This window comes from Inquilinus sp. CAU 1745 (assembly GCF_039839375.1).
Lineage (GTDB): Bacteria > Pseudomonadota > Alphaproteobacteria > DSM-16000 > Inquilinaceae > JBDOQU01.
Genome location: NZ_JBDOQU010000002.1, coordinates 386,330 through 401,128, shown reverse-complemented (window position 1 = coordinate 401,128; position 14,799 = coordinate 386,330). Strand labels below are relative to the sequence as shown.

15 protein-coding genes are annotated in these 14,799 nt (G+C 61.7%); 8 read left to right on the top strand and 7 right to left on the bottom strand.

All coding sequences use genetic code 11. The annotated features are described in order from the left end of the window. Window positions 1-22: 22 nt before the first annotated feature. Entirely contained in the window at window positions 23-586 is a 564-nt protein-coding gene (locus AAFN89_RS04365) for a hypothetical protein (protein ID WP_347536299.1), read from the bottom strand. A 246-nt stretch (window positions 587-832) separates the two neighbouring features. Between AAFN89_RS04365 and AAFN89_RS04360 the strand changes: the two genes are divergently transcribed. Genes AAFN89_RS04360 through AAFN89_RS04350 form a run of 3 tightly spaced genes read left to right on the top strand, consistent with a single transcriptional unit; the run spans window position 833 to window position 3,476 of the window. After that, window positions 833-1,492, top strand: coding sequence for a hypothetical protein (locus AAFN89_RS04360; RefSeq protein WP_347536297.1), 660 nt, complete (start codon window positions 833-835; stop codon window positions 1,490-1,492). A 60-nt stretch (window positions 1,493-1,552) separates the two neighbouring features. After that, window positions 1,553-1,891: a DUF6634 family protein gene (locus AAFN89_RS04355; protein WP_347536295.1), complete on the top strand. Its 339-nt coding sequence runs from the start codon at window positions 1,553-1,555 to the stop codon at window positions 1,889-1,891. Then, complete coding sequence (locus tag AAFN89_RS04350; protein WP_347536293.1) at window positions 1,884-3,476, top strand: AAA family ATPase; 1,593 nt, start codon at window positions 1,884-1,886, stop codon at window positions 3,474-3,476. The genes AAFN89_RS04355 and AAFN89_RS04350 overlap by 8 nt, the downstream gene beginning before the upstream one ends. A gap of 16 nt (window positions 3,477-3,492) precedes the next feature. On the opposite strand, the gene AAFN89_RS04345 is transcribed toward AAFN89_RS04350, so the two are convergent. Next, complete coding sequence (locus AAFN89_RS04345) at window positions 3,493-4,542, bottom strand: hypothetical protein (protein WP_347536291.1); 1,050 nt, start codon at window positions 4,540-4,542, stop codon at window positions 3,493-3,495. A gap of 938 nt (window positions 4,543-5,480) precedes the next feature. On the opposite strand from AAFN89_RS04345, the gene AAFN89_RS04340 reads away from it, so the two are divergent. The 4 genes from AAFN89_RS04340 to AAFN89_RS04325 all read left to right on the top strand — a co-directional run bounded on the left by AAFN89_RS04340 (window position 5,481) and on the right by AAFN89_RS04325 (window position 10,693). After that, entirely contained in the window at window positions 5,481-6,635 is a 1,155-nt protein-coding gene (locus tag AAFN89_RS04340; protein WP_347536289.1) for a metallohydrolase, read from the top strand. A 16-nt stretch (window positions 6,636-6,651) separates the two neighbouring features. Next, window positions 6,652-8,919, top strand: a complete 2,268-nt coding sequence (locus AAFN89_RS04335) for a hypothetical protein (protein WP_347536287.1) — start codon at window positions 6,652-6,654, stop codon at window positions 8,917-8,919. Window positions 8,920-8,954: 35 nt separating this feature from the next. Continuing rightward, complete coding sequence (locus tag AAFN89_RS04330) at window positions 8,955-9,632, top strand: hypothetical protein (RefSeq protein WP_347536285.1); 678 nt, start codon at window positions 8,955-8,957, stop codon at window positions 9,630-9,632. A 119-nt stretch (window positions 9,633-9,751) separates the two neighbouring features. After that, window positions 9,752-10,693, top strand: a complete 942-nt coding sequence (locus tag AAFN89_RS04325) for a hypothetical protein (protein ID WP_347536283.1) — start codon at window positions 9,752-9,754, stop codon at window positions 10,691-10,693. Window positions 10,694-11,134: 441 nt separating this feature from the next. On the opposite strand, the gene AAFN89_RS04320 is transcribed toward AAFN89_RS04325, so the two are convergent. After that, complete coding sequence (locus tag AAFN89_RS04320) at window positions 11,135-11,413, bottom strand: hypothetical protein (protein ID WP_347536362.1); 279 nt, start codon at window positions 11,411-11,413, stop codon at window positions 11,135-11,137. Between AAFN89_RS04320 and AAFN89_RS04315 the strand changes: the two genes are divergently transcribed. Continuing rightward, the gene (locus AAFN89_RS04315; RefSeq protein ID WP_347536358.1) at window positions 11,319-11,567 is read left to right on the top strand and encodes an excalibur calcium-binding domain-containing protein; all 249 of its coding nucleotides are present in this window, start codon (window positions 11,319-11,321) and stop codon (window positions 11,565-11,567) included. The two genes, AAFN89_RS04320 and AAFN89_RS04315, sit on opposite strands and share 95 nt — an antisense overlap. A 168-nt stretch (window positions 11,568-11,735) precedes the next feature. Here the strand turns inward: AAFN89_RS04315 and AAFN89_RS04310 are convergent, their stop codons facing one another. Genes AAFN89_RS04310 through AAFN89_RS04295 form a run of 4 tightly spaced genes read right to left on the bottom strand, consistent with a single transcriptional unit; the run spans window position 11,736 to window position 14,719 of the window. After that, window positions 11,736-12,839 carry an ArsO family NAD(P)H-dependent flavin-containing monooxygenase gene (locus AAFN89_RS04310; protein WP_347536281.1) on the bottom strand — a complete coding sequence of 368 codons (1,104 nt, stop codon included), beginning with the start codon at window positions 12,837-12,839 and terminating at the stop codon, window positions 11,736-11,738. Between the two features lie 7 nt (window positions 12,840-12,846). Beyond that, window positions 12,847-13,608, bottom strand: coding sequence for an arsenical resistance protein ArsH (arsH, locus tag AAFN89_RS04305; RefSeq protein ID WP_347536279.1), 762 nt, complete (start codon window positions 13,606-13,608; stop codon window positions 12,847-12,849). A 48-nt stretch (window positions 13,609-13,656) separates the two neighbouring features. Beyond that, window positions 13,657-14,184 carry an arsenate reductase ArsC gene (locus tag AAFN89_RS04300; RefSeq protein ID WP_347536277.1) on the bottom strand — a complete coding sequence of 176 codons (528 nt, stop codon included), beginning with the start codon at window positions 14,182-14,184 and terminating at the stop codon, window positions 13,657-13,659. Further along, the gene (locus AAFN89_RS04295) at window positions 14,162-14,719 is read right to left on the bottom strand and encodes a metalloregulator ArsR/SmtB family transcription factor (RefSeq protein ID WP_347536274.1); all 558 of its coding nucleotides are present in this window, start codon (window positions 14,717-14,719) and stop codon (window positions 14,162-14,164) included. Before AAFN89_RS04295 ends, AAFN89_RS04300 begins: the two co-directional genes overlap by 23 nt. Window positions 14,720-14,799 lie beyond the last annotated feature (80 nt).

Below are 14,799 nucleotides of genomic sequence, written 5' to 3'. Positions count from 1 at the left end.
GCTTCCACAGATCGAGTGCTGATCAATGAACGTTCCGCGCCTTCACCTTGATGGTGTCGATGTGAAGGTCGGGTATGTAGATGTCGCGTGTGCGCAGGCCCTTCGGCGGCAGTTCATACGGATCAGGGCACGAGCCGCCGTTCCTGACCTGGTAGCCTCGGCCATACGGCACGGGAAAGGTCATGTCTCGGCTGCCCATGCTGGCGAGGTCGGCCGAGAGGTCCGTGATGCGCTGGGCGACCAGATGGACGACGTCTCCCTCGCGCTGGATGCGCACCGCCATCATGCTGGCCGACAAGACGGCGCGCCGGTTCGCCTCGAACACCTTCGCCCAGACCACGAGATTGGCGATACCAATCTCATCCTCCAGCGCGACGAACATGATCCCCTTGGCGCTGTCCGGGCGCTGGCGAACGAGAACGATGCCCGCCAACTCCGGCCAGCAACCGTCGCGCGCGGCCATGGCCTCCTCACAGGTGACGATGCGTCGGTGCCGAAGGCCTTCGCGCAGAAAACTGAGGGGATGAGCCCTGAGTGTCAGCCCGACATGGCCGTAGTCCTCGACGACTTCGCTGCCCGCCGTCATCGGCCGTAGTGTACGCAACTGACCACGGTCTCCACCACGGTTCGCAGCGAATCAAATCGTGGTTGACATCCAACCCAATGTTCGATATTTGTTCTCATGTCATGTTTCAGACTCGCACATACCCTCTCCCGCCTTCCCGGCTTGTCCCGGAAGTCGGCCGCGTGCGCTTCTTGATACGCTGATCTGATCCCCATCATTCGTTCAGGGTGAACTGCTCCGGCCATGTGCCGGGCGGAGGTCAGCGTCATGTCATCGGTAGTTCGTACCTCAAGAAATCCTTGTATCGCCGCCGTCGATCTCGAACGACAGGTTCTCAAACGAACCGTCGCCGAAGCGCGCAGGCGTCGTTTTGCGCCTTCGGGGACTATGCGGAATGCGGGCGCGCCGTTGTTCCGCCGCCAACTCTCCCGAGATCTCGGATGCCTACTGGATCTGGATCGGGACATCGTCTCCTGGCGCTGCCTGCCCCGTGCGGTCTGGTTCATCGGCAGCGCGGGAAACGCACATCTTCATGTCCCCGATTTCGAGGTAGTGCGAATCGATGGTTCCCGAACGCTACTGGACGCGATGGGCGACGGAGCCGTCGCTGGCTCGGGCGCATCCGACGCGGACGTGGATTATGAGCAGGTCGACGAGTCGTTCATCCGCGCTGAGCCACGGCTTTCGAACGTGAAGGAGCTTCTCGGCTACACGGGAACATCCCTTTCACTTGGCGACCGTGTGCGATTTTTGGCCGTGCTGGATGAGAATGGACCCACGCCGCTCGCTGATTGCCTTCACGCCTTCCGTCACGTTCCAGATCCGATGGCCGCGGTCGCTGGGCTTGCGCTCCGACGGTTCGTCCTCATCGATCTCGAGGATGCGCCGATCGGTCCTGAAACGCTCGTCCGGCGCTCTCACCCCTGATTCTCCTTTCTCGACTTGAACCTGCGCTCCTCCCAGGGGCGCCGATAGAGGAATGTTGTCATGACCATCGTGGCCACAGAGAACGGTTTTCACGGCGATATCGAGCACGACATCAATGCTCTCGAACGTCTGGTGGCGGATCTAAGACGTATCCGCAACGGCGAGGCGCCGACTGAGAAGGATTTGGCCGACGCGCCGATCATCAGCGATTACGCACTTACAGCACGCCCTGCGGCATGTCTGATCGGCGCCGTAACGGGTCATCCGAAATTAGTGGGTCGGTGTTCGGTTACCTCGGAACTGTGGGCGGTCGCACCGAAGTTGGGCTGGGCACGAACGCTGAGCAGGTTCTATCTGCTTGGAAGGCCACTTGAGCATCGGGGAGCGTCCGATGCCTAAGAGGGGAGAAACGGCCTGGGGGCGGCGCAAGCGACTTTTTTCGCGCCGCTCCACTGCTGCCATTGAAGGACGCCATCTGCCCAGCCTCCCAGAACTCCTCCTCGGCATGCCGTTCTTCGGCGACTGCATCGAAGCAGATGCCGCGGAATTTGCGGAACGGGTGCTCACGCGTGTCAGCGAGGAGACTGCCGAGAGAACGGGCTTAAAGGATATCCTCGGCCCTCTCACCATGGCGCCGAGAGAGAACGATTTTCGGAATGCCTCGCAGTTCTTCAGTCAGGTCCGTTCCTTAGACGACGCCCCTTCGAAAATCTTCGCACTACGATGCGACTATTACGCGGCAGCATCGGGTTGTCGCGAAAGTGCGGCCATTGTCGCGGCAGAAACGGTATCGTTGACGGTCGGACCATCGAAGCAAGCAAATGGCGAAGCGTTCGACTACTGCTCGCAGGCTCTTGGATGGCTGTTTGTAGCATCACATCATCTTCTGGTCTTAAACGATGAACATTTAAGAGGGCATTGGTTATACGCTGACGTGCGTGACTACGTCGGGAGGACCGGCCGCGATCTCATCTACGATATCATTGAAGGATGCGAGGAGAACGAGCGTCAGATCGCAAAGATTGAAGGCGATGGCATTGACCAGAAACTGATCGAGGCTCCGACCGACCCTCATCAAGACAAGCCATCCTCCAGCCGCTCACGGGAAGGTGTCAAAAGGCAGCGAGGCGTCATCGTCTTTCGTGAACTCGGCAACAAGGACAGTTCGGAAGGCAAGAGGGTCGCGAGGGAGTTTGGGGATGTCGTCAACAAGCATCTGCCGCTCGTTCCCGTGCCGGATATCAGGTCGACCGCAGTTCGGCTCTACGAGGAGTTTCCTTATGCCACGGACATCGTTCAGACGATCCTGACGGAGCTGTCATCCCGGTCTCATGTATTCCTGCGCCCCACGATCTTCGTAGGGCCGCCGGGATGCGGGAAAACACGGTTCGCTGCAGAGCTGTTTAAGGCGCTCGGCGTTCCCCAGGAAATCTACTCCTGCGGCGGCGTTTCCGATTCCTCGATCGCGGGCACGGCCAGGCGATGGTCGTCAGGAGAGCCATCAATTCCCGTGACGCTGATCCAGCGCTTCAAGTGCGCATCACCGGGCATCATTCTTGATGAGATCGAGAAAGTCGGGACGTCCAAGCATAATGGGAGCGCACTTGACGCACTGCTCGGCCTGCTCGAACGACAATCGGCGGAGGTATGGCGGGATCCCTATATCGAGAGCGCGGTTGACCTGTCGCATGTGATCTGGCTCGCCACCGCAAACAGCCTCGAGGGACTCTCTGCCCCGCTACGGGATCGATGTCGGCTGATCATGTTTCCCGAGCCAGGCGTCGAGCACCTCCCGGCGTTGGCTGCACGTCTCTTGATCGGTGTCGTTCGTGATCGCTCTCTGGACGATCGATGGGCGCTGCCGCTCACAGGCGAGGAGCTCTGCGCGCTACGTCGGAGCTGGCCTGGAGGCTCCATTCGGCGTCTGCAACGTCTTGTTGAGGGCGTCCTCGATTTCCGCGAGAGGATGCGGACGGCTCAGTAGCGAGCACAGCGAGCCATCAAGCAGGCATTCCCGCCATGTCGGAGATCATCTCAAGGGGCATATCGGCTATTGCGGCGAGTTGATCGCTGAAGCGCAGTAGTTGGAGCGTCATCACCGATAAAGTCTGCCTGTTCAGCCGTTCCGGTAGGTCGGTACCCAGAAATGCTGCGGTTTCAAACATGCCCCCATCGAAATATTCTGACGCGAGCGGTCGGGGTATCCATCGTCCCAGAGATTCACGTGCGGCGTTGATCGCGCCTTGCCTATCGATGCCATCCGCAGGAAAGGCATCTGCGATGTTCGAGTTCTCCAGAAATAGAAAGGCGCCCTGAGCCTCCATGCATAGTTCCTGCAGTCTTTCGGATTGCCGGAATACGTGTTCTTCGGCATCGGCCAGTTCAGCGCCCTGAAGCCGTTCGATCGTTATCCGGATGGCCGTGGTGTAGTCATGAATTTCGGCCATCCGGGTCGCGAATTCGCTCATTCCCGGATAATGCTCCTCAGCGCCCTCGATATGACGATCGTAATCCGGAACCTGTGCGCGGATGTCCTGGAGGAGATCGCCGACCTTCACAAGTTCCGAAAAACTATCGGACGGGGGATCCTTTTCCAGCGCGGTAAGGGCAACACCGCTTGCTGAGATAACGGCGCCGGTAACGGGCTCAAAGAAGCATGTAAATGGTCCCGCGACACCGCAGGCGCGTGCAGCCCATTTGCTACTGGCCTTAAGAGATGAAAGCCAACGTCTTGGGGCCTTGATCCTGAATGACCGCTCCCGTTCGCCCACATCAGCCGTAAGCAGACGGCAGGCATATTCACCGGCATCGACGCGAGCGGCCTGTTCGTTCCGTTGGTCCCAAAGCCAGACCACGAGATGCCCGCCAGGCTTCAGCTCGATTGGTCCGCTATCCGAGGTAGGGGTATAGATTCGCTCGCCACTACGGAGGATGCGATAGCTTGGATTGTTCGGGAGCCTGACGGGCGGGTCCCCAAATTCGACATAGACGGCAATTCTGACGGTTGAGCCGAGGAGATATTCTTCGCCGACGTCCAATATGATGGCCATCCCAACCTCCTCGCCGATGCGAAGCGCCCTTGAGCACCGCCAGCATCGCATGGTTGAGCCGGACCTAGCGGAGGGTCAACCGAGCGCCATCGGCTATTCGGAGTTAAGCCCGTTTTGCGTCTTCACGACGTCAGCAGGATCAGGACCGATGCCACTCGCATCCCCAGTGCCAGACCCCTAGGTCGTTCCGACGGGCGCTTTCCTGCTCAAACGCGTAATACTCGCCGCTGTATCGAGGCCAATCCCAAGCTAGGCCGACCTGGACCATCATCGACCCGAGATCAGATCCGTCGACGCTGCATTGCGCCACGGTTCTTCCGTAGGGGTCAGTGTCGATGGGAGTGCAATCCGGTCGAACGTCATCGATGAATTCTGCGAGGACGTCAGCGGCGATAATACCGATCCGTGCGGGCTCTCCATCTACGAAACAGATCTGATCGCGCTCCGGAGCGTCAATGCCCCATAAGCGGATCCGTTCGCCATCGATGTCAAGCGTGTCGCCGTCTACAACCCGCGTATCGGCAAGGGCTGGAGTGGCGAACGCAAGGACGATGGTGAGAATCCACAATTGCCTCATGGCATCAGATCCATCTTGGGAACTCCATGGCTGGTGACGTAGGAGGTGAACCTTACAAATTAATCCTTGTCCAGCACCCGCGGTCCGCCGCACGCGTGTCTCGATGCGCCGCCTTGCCCTGACTCCGCCTCCAATGTTGCCGACGGTCAGCCTGTCGCGGTGTCGATGAGCTGCGCGCCTGACAAGGGAAGGACATGGCTGGGAGTGACGGCCGCCGTATGCACAACGCATCCGACCGGCTGCGCGGGGCAGCGCACTCCCGACGCCGCAACATGTTGCGTCTCGGAAGAACGAAGGAGCCATTATATTGCGGTGTCAGAACAAAACGTGTATACTCCTATTCCAAATTCGAGGAGCCGTGATGCCCGCGACCGTGACGTTCTTTCCCGTAGACAATGGGGATATGACTTTGATCGAGCTCGAGAGCGGGCGCACCGTTCTCATCGATATAAATATGCGTCAGCCTGACGATGGCATACGTGACGTAGCCAAGGACCTGCGAAAGCGACTGAAGCAAGATGCCGAGGGTCGGCCTTACGTGGATGCCTTCTTGCTCAGCCACCCCGACCAGGACCATTGCCGCGGCCTGCGTGATCACTTCCACCTTGGCCCGCTTTCCGATTACCCGGAACCGGAGGATGACGAGGACCCGAAGATTATCATTCGGGAAATGTGGTCTTCGCCGATCGTGTTCCGGCGGGCAGAGCGGAAGCAGGGCGCGACGCTGTCCGACGATGCCAAGGCGTGGCGGACCGAGGCGCGCCGCCGTGTTCAAAAGTTCCGTGACAACGGGTGGGCGGCGAGCGGCGACCGCATCCAGGTTCTGGGCGAGGACGAGAACGGCAAGACAGACAACCTTGGGGCCATCCTGGTGAAGGCGCGCGAGCGCATCACCACGATCGACGGCAGTGTTGATGGTACGTTCGAGGTTATGCTCATCGCGCCAAGTCCCAAAGGCTCGGACGAGGAAGAGGAGGTGCGGTCGAAGAACAACTCTAGCGTCATCGTGAATATCGCGATCGCGAAGGGGTTCGTGATGGACGCCTGCAAGTTCCTGACCGGTGGCGATGCCGAGGTCGCCGTCTGGGAGCGGGTCTGGGCCGACCACAAGGACACGCCCGACGACCTCGCCTACGACCTGATGCAGACGCCGCACCACTGCTCCTGGCACTCGCTGTCATACGACAGCTGGAGCGAGATGGGTGAAGATGTGGAGATTTCCGAGGATGCCCGGGAGGCGCTAGGCCAAGCGCGCAACGGTTCCTACATCGTCGCCAGCAGCAAGGTGATTATGGACGACGACAGCGACCCACCGTGCATCCGGGCTGAGCGCGAGTACAAAGAGATCACCAAGGAGGCCAAGGGAGAGTTCGTCAACACCGCGACCCATCCATCGAAGAAGGATCCGGCACCGATGGAATTCGAGGTCAGCGCGGGAGGGGTGACGCTGAAGAAGGGGGCAACGCCCCAGAAGGCCGCGGCGGTAGTCGGCGCGCAGCCGCTCATCCACGGCTAATGCCTGGCGCTGCTTCGTGACCGAAGAGGCTGGGCTGCCCCTTCCGATCCGGGATGCTCTCCAGGTGGCGCGGGGACATCCGGCCATCACGCTAGCGCGGGTTCTATCACACTCTACCTCGTCTACTGTGCTGGAGACACATTTCGAGACGGCTTTGCCCTCACGGTGGCGGGCGGCCGGGGAGAGCCCGACCGGAGTGCGCACTGTCGAGCCGGTATACCTCACCTTCCGATCAGATTACCCGGCCCGGGCGCCGATCATCTGCCTCCGCACGGACTTCAATCGCTCTTTGCCACACATCAATCCGCACGATGAGGGGGACTATGTGCCACCCTGTGTCGTGTTCGGCGGAGTGACCGAGTTCTTCCACCGGGAGGGCCTCGGTAGGCTACTGGACCAAACCGCGTTGTGGCTCCGCAACGCTGCACACGACGAGCTCATAGATCCCACACAAGGGTGGGAACCCGTGAGACGCGACGAGGTCATAGACCGGCTTGTCTTCGACCCGGCAGAGATCGGCGCTCTGGTCACCGACCGCGCTGGGTTCGCCTACTTACCCGTTCGGTTCTTGACCATCAATACAGAGGGCGGTTCGCCAGGGATCATGGTGGGCGTTCAATCAGCGAGCCCGGTGCGGATTCGTCCCGCCACCATTGTGGCCAGATTTGATGGTTCCGTTAGCGACGGCGTGCTTTCGGGGGAGACGCTTGCCGTCGTGTGCTGGGCGGGCAAAACACCATCAGGTGCTCTCCACGTCAGCGATCAGTATCTCCCGGAGACGGTAACGACGTATGGCCGCCTCCTCGCGAGAGCGGACGCCTATGGCTGCGGGAAGCCTTTTCGAGATGCGGTGTCCTGGTTACGCAAGTCCTCCGCAGGGGCGACGCGCAGATTTACGTATCCTCTGGTGTTCATCCTGTGCGCGCGCCGACCGACAGACGTAATCGGCACTGCCAGCCCGTTCGAATTTCTGGCTTACCGGTGTGATGCCAGCTTTCCCGGACTCCTGGCGAGCGGGGACGTCACACCGGTGCAACCCGTCGCGCACTGCCACCCGGTGACCCAGCCGCTGCTGCGCCGCATGTCGGGCCTGCCCGTCGACCTCGTCACCCCGTCGGTCACGATGGTGGGTTGCGGCAGCCTTGGGTCGAAGATCGCCGTACACCTCGCCAGGACCGGATTGCCCCCGCGCGCATTACTCGACCGCGGCAGCTTCCGGCCGCACAACGCTGCGCGACATGCCCTGCACCCAGGTGGCATCACCGAGTCCGCGCTGTCTCCGTCGAAGGCGAGGGCGCTGGCCAAGGCGATTGCTGGTTTCGGGGGGACGGCACCTGCGACTCACGATGGTGACGTCTTATTACTTCGGCCTGGGACAGAGGATTTTTCGAACGCCTTCCCAGCCGACCAGTCCCTAATCATCAATACGACCGCGTCGCACGCGGTCCGCGACCACCTCGGCGCGCTGGGTAACGCTCTGGCGGGTCGGGTCGCCGAGGGCGCGCTCGCCGATGACGGTCGCGTTGGCCTGCTGACACTGGAGGGGCCGCAACGAAACCCGGACACGACGGACCTCGCCGCTGCGGCCTACGAGGAACTGCGCTCCGATGGGCGCTTGGCGGGTTTGGATGGCCTGTCGGGTCACCCGACGCGCGTACCCGTCGGGATCGGGTGCGACTCTGTCACGCTGGTCATGTCCGACACCCGAGTATCGATGCACGCCGCGGCTGTGCCGCAGCGCCTTGTCACCTGGATGGAGGGGGGATTCCCTAACGAGGGCGCACTGCACCTTGGCGTGCTTGGTGATGACGATCTATCCCTGAGTTGGCGGTATGTCGGGCTGGGGCCGTCGCACATGATCGCAGCGGAAAATGACAGCACCTGGACCATCCGCGTTCTCGACCGCGCGCACCAACGGATCTTGGACGACATCACCCGCTGGCCGCGGGTGGAGACTGGTGGCGTCATCGTCGGCCGTGTCTCGCCCGTGCGGCGGCTCATCCATGTCACCGACGTGATCGAGGCGCCGCCGGACAGCAGTCGGTCGGCAGGTGCGTTCGTCCTTGGGACGAGTGGGTTATCTGAGACGGTCAACGCCTACGAGGCTACAGGCGCGGGTGCCCTTTGGTGCCTCGGCACATGGCACAGTCACCTTGCGGAGCAGGGCGGCTCACCGCGGGACTATGCTACAGCAGCCGGGCTAGAGGGGCACGGTCGAAGGGCCGTGCTCCTGCTGATCCGCCGCCCGACGGGATACTCGGCCATCGTCAAGTCAGGGGCTTGATGCGTAAGGTATAAGCGAAGGACTGCCAAGCACAAATGGTCAAGACTCTCAGCTTCTACGAGTATGCGGGCATCATTGCGCCTGGTGTCGCGTTCCTATTCGGATTGTTCTTCGTGTCACCCGAGCTTGAAGCCGTCTTCCTGCAAGAGGGCTTCACCGTCGGTGATCTGGGCCTGTTCCTGCTCGTATCCTATGTCGTCGGGCACCTCGTGGCCGCGCTCGGCAACCTGCTGGAGGCGGCATACTGGAAACTGCATGGCGGCAAGCCCTCGACATGGGTCCTGCGACCCGGCGAGAGGCTGGTCTCGAACGTACAGGTTGAGAAGCTGGATCGGATGCTCGGCCCCCAGCTCGACATGGCGTTACCGCCCGTGCGCCAGATGGCCAGAAAGCAATGGGAGCACATTTTCATGCAGGTGACGGTCTGCGTGCGGCGTCGCAAGGCAGATGACCGAGCGGAAATCTTCAACGCCGTTTACAGCCTGTCCCGGGGCGTCGCTGCGGCCCTTTTGGCCGTCGCAGCGACGAATGCCTGGCTGCATTGGGAGCGGTGGCAGACCACTCTCGGCGCTTTGCTACTCTTTGCCATCGCATTGTACCGGATGCACCGGTTCGGAGTGCACTACGGCCGTACCATGCTTCGAGAGTTTCTCGACCTGCCGGAGCGCCCCGGCAGCGTGGCAAAGGAAGAGGCCGAAGCCGCCGAGCAGTAGCCTCCCGTTCGGTATCGCCCGGTATCTGGCGCTGTTTACGATGCCGTCAGCTTCTGTCCCGGCCGCTTCAGCCGCCCGAGGCAACTGATGGAGTCTTTCTCACCAACCGGAATGGAATTATGCCTGTTCGCGTACATTTCCTGAATGTCGGTCATGGAGACTGCACGGTCGTTGAGCACGCCTCGGGCAATATTACCCTCATCGACCTTAACAACGGCTCCGACCTCGATCCCGAGTCTGTCGCGGAGATTGCTGAGACCTTCGGAACCCAGTTGAGATGGGATCTTCTTGCCGCGCCAGTCCGTCAGCAACTTTTCGAAGGCGGATACGACGTTCCGCTGACGAATCCAATCGAGTTTCTTCACAATACCTATCCTGGACGACCAATCTTCCGATACGTGCAGACACACCCCGACCTTGACCACATGCGCGGTATCTCGGCGCTCAACTGCGGGTTCCGCATCATCAATTTCTGGGATACCGCGCATACGAAGATGCCAGATCTTCAAGATTGGGATCAGGAGGACTGGGGAGCATACCAAGGGCTGCGCGCCGGGGCGGGCGGCTGGGTCAGGGTCATGAGGCTAAATCGAGGTGCAAGAGCGCCATACTACAACAGCGACGACAACATGGGACTGGGCGATGGTTTGGACATCCTGTCGCCGTTTCCTGAACTGACGGCTTGGGCGAACGGCAGAGGAGACAGTAATGAGCTTAGCTATGTCCTGCGACTGTCCCACGCGGGAAGGAGCGTCATCCTGGGGGGCGATGCCGGTGAGATGGCGTGGACGCAGATGGTGGCTGCGTACGGCAATGCTCTTAAATGCGACGTGCTGAAGGCAAGCCATCACGGCCGCGGCTCCGGATACCATATGGAGGCCGTTCGACACATGAAGCCTTTGCTCACGGTGGTGTCGGTTGGCAGAAAGCCGGATACGGACGCCACGAGTAAATATCGTCGGTTTTCGGGGCAGGTGGCATCGACAAGGTGGTCTGGAGAGATCACTCTCACGATTGCCGACGACGGTCGCTTATCCCTTAGAAAGCAGTTTGAACGATAGGCGGGCGGCTCCACGCAGATCTCCACCAATGTGAGCGTACATGCATCGAGTGTTGATCAGGACCGCCAACGTCAAAACCCGAATGACGACCGCCGCCGATCTCTCCACAGGCATTTCCAACATGCCGCCGCGGCTTAGGCTGTAGGCGACGCAACCTCCGCCGATCTCAGTTGCCGTATCGACATGATCGAGCATCGTCCTGGCTCTTTGAATGAGGACAATCCCGCGGAACGTTAAGGGTCTCAATCTTGGAACCGAAGGTGATAGGCATTGACCTCGGCCTCCATTCCGCGGTCGACGGCCGTTGCCGACCAGGGCCGCCTGACCAGCCTCTGCCCTGGGCGATCGATCAACGTGATTCTCCAGAGGCGGGCCAACCTCCCGGATCGATGGCATTTCTTCCGAGAGTTTCGACTGTCCGCCCGGCGCCTTAACCCATCGTTAGCGGCGATTATCGATGATCGGACGCTCGCTATCGGAGGGAAGGTCGTCGATGTCGCGAGACTTGGAAGCCGAATTGCGATCGATGCGACACCAGATCAGGCGTACCGCGTGGAGACGCCGTCTCAGCCGCATTGCTGAGCGCGGCATACAGCGCATCCGGCAGACCGACGGCGTCGTCATCATGGTCATCGCAGTCTTGTTCGTGGGAACGATTGCTGCTGCTTCCTGGGTAGCCGCAGTCGGCCCTGCGCAGGCGTCGATCAGGATCAGGCACATCGCCGCCGCACCCAATTGCAACGCCGCCCGCGCCGTGGGCTTGGCGCCGTCTCATCGAGGGCAACCTGGTTATTACCCCAGCCACGATCGCGACAATGATGGAACGGCTTGCGAGCCATGGCCAGCGAACGCTCGTCGCATCTTGGGAAACTGAACCACGAACGCTGACTTCACCGTCTGGTGCCGTATCCACAACGCACAGCTCAACAGGCATCTGGTCAATCTACTTCGGGCGATTCGTCACTCCAACGCCCTGATCAGCCGCGCGCTAATCGATCCAGGGATGCGGTGCGCGCGGCTAACGGCTCAGAAACCGGTTGCATCACCCATAGGCCGCTCCTGTCACTCCCTCGGCATGCCTATCGGCGTTCCCACCGAGGGCATCGGCGATGCGTCGCACTGTCTCGCGCGCGGTTCGGCCGACGCCGATCAGGGTAGCCGAGGCGGGTCCGGTCCAGCCGCCGTAGCCGACGAACCAAAGCTGCGGTTCACGAACCGAGCGGGTGCCGTCGAGCTCGACGGTGCCGTCTGGACCAATCACACCGAGATTGGCGACATGGTCGAGGGCGGGGCGGAAGCCCGTGCACCAGATGACGGCGTCGACCTTGGTCTCCGTGCCGTCGCGCCAGACGACGCCGGTTCCTGTAAACCGCTCGAACGGCCGGACGGCACGCAGCACGCCGCGGTCCCTGGCCTTGCGTACGGGCGGCACCATGACGACGTCGCCGAGCCCGCCGGTTGGCATATCAGGTTCGCGGCCCTCCCACAGCGCCTTGATGCGGGCGGTTGCCCGATGAAACAGCACCCGGCCGTCGACGTCGTCCGGCAGGAACACCGGTGGCCGCTCCGTCACCCAAGTCGTCTCTGCGACTTTGGACACCTCGGCCAGAATCTGCGCCCCGGAGTTCCCACCGCCGACGATGAGCACGCGCTGGCCCGCAAACGGCTCCGGTGTCTCGTAGGTGCTGGAGTGGATTTGGACTCCTTTGAGTGCCTCCCGGCCGGGATAAGCCGGAATGTAGGGGTGCCGCCAGGTCCCAGTCGCGGTGACGACCATGCGTGCGGTCCAGTCGCCTCGGTCGGTCACGACCCGGAGGCGTCCGACGGCCGTCCGCTCGATCGAGCGCACCAACACCGGCCTACGGACGGGCAGGTCGTAGCGCCCCTCATACTGAGCAAGATAATTAAGGACATCGTCGCGGTCCGGATACTCGGTCTCGCTGCCACCGAGCGGCCACCCCGGCAGGGACGACCACGCAGCTGGGGAGAACAGGTGCAGCGAGCGCCATGTGTGCCGCCAGGCACCGCCCGGGCCGTCCTCGGCGTCAAGGATCACGAACGACAGCCCGGTCCGCCGGAGGTGATAGCCGACGGCGAGCCCCGCCTGGCCGCCGCCGATCACCACCACGTCCGCATGGTCCGCCATAGGGTCGCTACCTTTTCCTCTCGCCAACCATCGCGGCGGCCGTGAGGGCATGCCCTTCGGACGACGCCTTCAAGCCCGCCGCGCGACGCTCGCTATAGCGGTCGGTCAGGTAGTCGCTCCGGTCGCGAATGAGCAGGGTGAACTTCACCAGTTCCTCCATGACATCGACGACCCGGTCGTAATAGGGCGACGGCTTCATCCGGCCCTGCTCGTCGAACTCCTGGTAGGCCTTGGCCACTGATGATTGGTTCGGGATGGTCACCATCCGCATCCAGCGGCCAAGTAGCCTGAGCGCATTGACCGCGTTGAACGACTGCGACCCGCCGGACACCTGCATGACCGCCAGTGTCCGCCCCTGGGTCGGCCGAACGCCGCCGCTCTCCAGCGGCAGCCAGTCGATCTGGCTCTTGAAGACGCCGGTGATCGTGCCGTGCCGCTCCGGGCTGCACCAGACCTGCCCCTCGGACCATTGTGAGAGGGCGCGCAGTTCGGCGACTTTGGGGTGATCTGCGGAAACACTGTCCGGCAGTGGCAGGCCGTTCGGATCGAAGACCCGCGTCTCCGCGCCCAGGGATTGTAGGAGCCGGGCGGCTTCTTCGGTCAGGAATCGGCTGTAAGAGCGCTCTCGGAGCGAGCCGTACAGCAGCAGGATGCGCGGCGGGTGCGTCGACAGGCGCTCCGGTGTGAGTTTTCCGAGGTCAGGGATATCCAGGAAACGCTCATCCAAAGCGGGAAATGCGTTGGTATCGGGAAAGTTCGTATCCGGCATGCTCTTGCCCTTCAATTTCGTGCCCTGTACTGGTGCCTGTCACCTCAGTCATGCCGTTGCCTCGTCAGACAGCGCGGCGATGGATTGGCCGATCTCTTCGACCCGCCGCTGCAAGCTCATCCGGTCGAGCGCGTCGATGCGCAGATTCGCGAAAATCCGTATACGATGTTGAATCTGGCGGAACACGTCGGCCGTGAACGCCGCCTTGTCCGCATCGGTCCCTTGGGCAGCGGAAGGGTCCGGGAAGCCCCAATGCGCCGTGACGGGATGGCCAGGCCACACTGGACAGACTTCGCCCGCGGCGTTGTCGCAGACCGTGAACACGAAATCCATGCGGGGCGCGTCGCGCCTTGCGAACTCATCCCAGCTCTTGGATCGAAGGCCGTTGGTGGGGAAGCCGAGGCGCTCCAACTGGTCACGAGCATACGGATTTATGCTCCCGGAGGGCTGACTGCCTGCACTGAAGGCACGGAAGCGACCCTTACCCTCCCGAACCAGCAGGCACTCTGCCATGATGCTGCGCGCGCTGTTGTGCGTGCACAGGAACAGCGCGTTATAGATGCGGTTCTCGGTCATCGTCGTCTCCACTCTCTCGATCAGGGTCAGTTATCAGTATTGGCGTGTCGGCAGCCTTTGTGGCGGTGGCCGCCTTCGTCGTCGGAGCACACAGCGGTGCGGATGCAGCAGCGTTGGCGGGGCGGCCGCAGCAGTTCTCGGTGAGGAAGCCGAGAAGACTGTTCATGCGACCGTAGTCAGCGGCATAGATAATCGAGCGGCCCTCGCGGCGCTGGACGGTGAGCCCCGCTTGGCTCAGATGCGATAGATGGAAGGACAGGTTAGCGGGCGCGACGCTCAAGGACTCCGCGATTGATCCAGCCGCGAGCCCATCAGGGCCTGCCTGTATGAGCAGCCGGAAGATCTCCAGTCGGGTTTCTTGGGACAGCGCGCCAAGCGCGGCGAGGGCATTCTTGCGGTCCAAGGTAATCATCAGATCACCGTCCATCGAAGCGATGCGGCATCGTGATCGCTGACGCGCCGAGAGCGCCAGACGCTGAAGCCCGCACCCGGACGACAGCCCGCCGGGCGTCATCCACGAGGCAAAACGAGCCATCAGCCAAGGACAACTGAATCATCATCACAGGCCGTCAATTCAATAATTCAACAACCATCGAAATAACGATCAGCCCTGCG

Coding starts and splice junctions, on each gene's coding strand:
- AAFN89_RS04365 (WP_347536299.1), bottom strand. CDS start 586: ATGACGGCGGGCAGCGAAGTCGTCGAGGACTACGGCCATGTCGGGCTG.
- AAFN89_RS04360 (WP_347536297.1), top strand. CDS start 833: ATGTCATCGGTAGTTCGTACCTCAAGAAATCCTTGTATCGCCGCCGTC.
- AAFN89_RS04355 (WP_347536295.1), top strand. CDS start 1,553: ATGACCATCGTGGCCACAGAGAACGGTTTTCACGGCGATATCGAGCAC.
- AAFN89_RS04350 (WP_347536293.1), top strand. CDS start 1,884: ATGCCTAAGAGGGGAGAAACGGCCTGGGGGCGGCGCAAGCGACTTTTT.
- AAFN89_RS04345 (WP_347536291.1), bottom strand. CDS start 4,542: ATGGCCATCATATTGGACGTCGGCGAAGAATATCTCCTCGGCTCAACC.
- AAFN89_RS04340 (WP_347536289.1), top strand. CDS start 5,481: ATGCCCGCGACCGTGACGTTCTTTCCCGTAGACAATGGGGATATGACT.
- AAFN89_RS04330 (WP_347536285.1), top strand. CDS start 8,955: ATGGTCAAGACTCTCAGCTTCTACGAGTATGCGGGCATCATTGCGCCT.
- AAFN89_RS04325 (WP_347536283.1), top strand. CDS start 9,752: ATGCCTGTTCGCGTACATTTCCTGAATGTCGGTCATGGAGACTGCACG.
- AAFN89_RS04315 (WP_347536358.1), top strand. CDS start 11,319: ATGGTCATCGCAGTCTTGTTCGTGGGAACGATTGCTGCTGCTTCCTGG.
- AAFN89_RS04320 (WP_347536362.1), bottom strand. CDS start 11,413: ATGTGCCTGATCCTGATCGACGCCTGCGCAGGGCCGACTGCGGCTACC.
- AAFN89_RS04310 (WP_347536281.1), bottom strand. CDS start 12,839: ATGGCGGACCATGCGGACGTGGTGGTGATCGGCGGCGGCCAGGCGGGG.
- arsH (WP_347536279.1), bottom strand. CDS start 13,608: ATGCCGGATACGAACTTTCCCGATACCAACGCATTTCCCGCTTTGGAT.
- AAFN89_RS04300 (WP_347536277.1), bottom strand. CDS start 14,184: ATGACCGAGAACCGCATCTATAACGCGCTGTTCCTGTGCACGCACAAC.
- AAFN89_RS04295 (WP_347536274.1), bottom strand. CDS start 14,719: ATGGCTCGTTTTGCCTCGTGGATGACGCCCGGCGGGCTGTCGTCCGGG.